Raw genomic sequence first — 2,409 nt, 5'->3', positions numbered from 1 at the left:
ACCATTGACCCCAGCATGAAGTAGCAAACATAACGACCGGGCGGGTCAGTTCTCGGTGACAACGCTGGGTCAGTTCTCAGTGACATCCAACATGCTTACCTCTAGAAGCTGAACCGCAGCAGACGTCCTATGGTGGGTATCACAGCCTCAAGTGTTCCGGTAAGTTGACGACTGTACCCTGATCTGATTGCCTTGGCGGCAGCGAGAATGATGGGTGGCGAAATTTTCTGAGGGCATGCTTCGTGGCGTCCAACTACGATAAGATCTGTGAAGAAAATCGATCTCGATATGGCACAGAGGGCGCCAAGAAATCTGGTGGGCTCGCTGCCGGGCTGTACGATGATAGAACGCACTTCATCTTTGAGCTGCTTCAGAATGCCGAAGATGCACTTGGAAGGCGCGAGAACTGGGCAGGCCCGCGAACGGTTTCGTTCCATTTGGACCAGAATAAGTTAACGGTCGCACACTTCGGAAAACCGTTTGACGAAGGTGATGTCAGGAGTGTTTGCGATATCGCAGAAAGCACCAAGAAAGAGTCGGCGATTGGCCGGTTTGGTTTGGGCTTTAAGTCCGTTTACACTATTACAGATCTTCCCGAAATTCATTCTGGTGACGAGGATTTCGCAATAGATGAGTTTGTTTTTCCCAAAAAGATAAATCAAACTAGTCGCCATGCTGACGAGACGCAGATCGTCCTTCCACTTAGGTCTGGGGATGCAGCACTAGGTCTCGACATCATACAGGGCTTCCAACGACTGGGACCTGGAGCCCTGTTATTCCTTCGAAATATCGAAGAAATAAACTGGAGCGATCATGGGGGCGCTTCTGGCTTCTACATGCGCAACCCGCCGGATATCCTCGGGCCAAATGTGCGGCGTATAAGCCTGATTGGGCATGAAACCGGTCAAGATGAAGTTGATCAGAGCTGGTTGGTATTCCACCGTGAAGTCTTCACAGATGAGCAGAATCCAGCCGGTCGAGTCGAGATCGCATTTAAGATTGTGCCCCCGAAGGAGAGCTCGGGGCGCTGGGTAGTTCAGCCGCTCTCAACGTCACCCTTGGTTGTGTTCTTTCCTACGATTGTAGAGACTCACCTAGGGTTCCTCGTACAGGGACCGTTTCGAACAACGCCCAGCCGTGAGAACATCCCTCCTGGCGACGCTTGGAACCAGCATCTGGTCGCTGAGACCTGTACATTGCTTGGCCAGGCTTTGGTCTGGTTGCGTGATCAATCCATGCTGGACGTCTCGGTGCTTCGCTGCCTGCCCTTGGATAGCGGAAAGTTCTCCGTGGGCACACGATTTCGACCGGTATTCGAAGCTGTTAAGAAATTGCTGAAGACTGAAAAGTTGCTGCCGACCAGCCATGGAGAATATGGTTCTGCGACAGAAGTAAAGCTGGCAAGAACTCAAGACATTCGTGAGCTACTTTCCCCCAAGCAGGTTGCGGCGCTCTTTGGTGCAAACTTTCAAGCTTGGCTCTCTGGAGAAATAACTCTGGATCGTGCGCCAGACATTCGTCAATATCTAATGCGCGAGTTAGGCATTGACGAAATCAGGCCAGAAACCCTGTTACCAAGTCTAACCAGGGAATTCCTTGCAGCTCAGTCTGATCCGTGGGTGGTGAAGCTTTATGAGTTTCTGAGTGGGCAGGAGAAAACCCTTCGACGTCACTTGGACGCGGTCCCCTTCATTAGACTAGATGACGGCTCGCATGTCGTCGCCCGGGAAAACGGCAAAGCCAATGCATTCTTGCCGAGCTCGATAGCCACGAGCTTTCCAACCGTAAGAAGCGCGGTGTGCGCGACGCCCGAGCTGCGTCAGTTTCTGATTTCACTTGGCATCACAGAGCCAGACCCCGTTGACGACGTTGTTTGGAATGTTCTGCCAAAGTATCAGAAAGACGAAGTGGATGTGGACGAGGAGGCCTACACTCAGGACATTCAGCGTATTCTCACTGCATTTAGCACCGACTCCGCGAGTCAGAAGGAAAAGCTCCGCACTGCACTGCGTGATACCAATTTTATAATGGTTGTCGATGCTGGCGATGGGAAGCCATACATTGCGAAGCCAGGCGACGTCTACATAGCCACCGATCGACTTCAACAGCTTTTTTCTGGTGTCGCAGGTGTTTTTATCGTTGATAATGATTACGCCTGCTTACGTGGTGAAGATATTCGCGACCTGTTGGTGTCATGTGGCGCTAGCCGCTACCTCGTTGTTGAACAAGTTGCCTCTGCGCTCGGCCACTCCGAAAAGGAGAGAATTCGACGAGAAGCTGGCCTTGAACGTGCTAGCTGGGAAGAAGCACCCGATGAACTGGCCCCCTTTTTGACCGGACACTTGGGCATGACCATGGAGGCTTAGGCATATGCCTGAGCACGTGCTTATGTCTGAGATAGAGATCATC

At 51.9% G+C, this 2,409-nt stretch carries 1 protein-coding gene; it reads left to right on the top strand.

From position 1 onward, the window contains the following. The first annotated feature begins 242 nt into the window (after positions 1–242). Positions 243–2,366: a sacsin N-terminal ATP-binding-like domain-containing protein gene (locus tag EV216_RS17990; RefSeq protein WP_207894029.1), complete on the top strand. Its 2,124-nt coding sequence runs from the start codon at positions 243–245 to the stop codon at positions 2,364–2,366. The last annotated feature ends 43 nt before the right edge of the window (positions 2,367–2,409 follow it).

It is taken from the genome of Rhodovulum steppense (assembly GCF_004339675.1).
In the GTDB taxonomy this organism is placed as follows: Bacteria; Pseudomonadota; Alphaproteobacteria; order Rhodobacterales; family Rhodobacteraceae; genus Rhodovulum; species Rhodovulum steppense.
The sequence above is the reverse complement of the archived record's forward strand: the minus strand, read 5'-3'. Positions and strand labels throughout refer to the sequence as shown.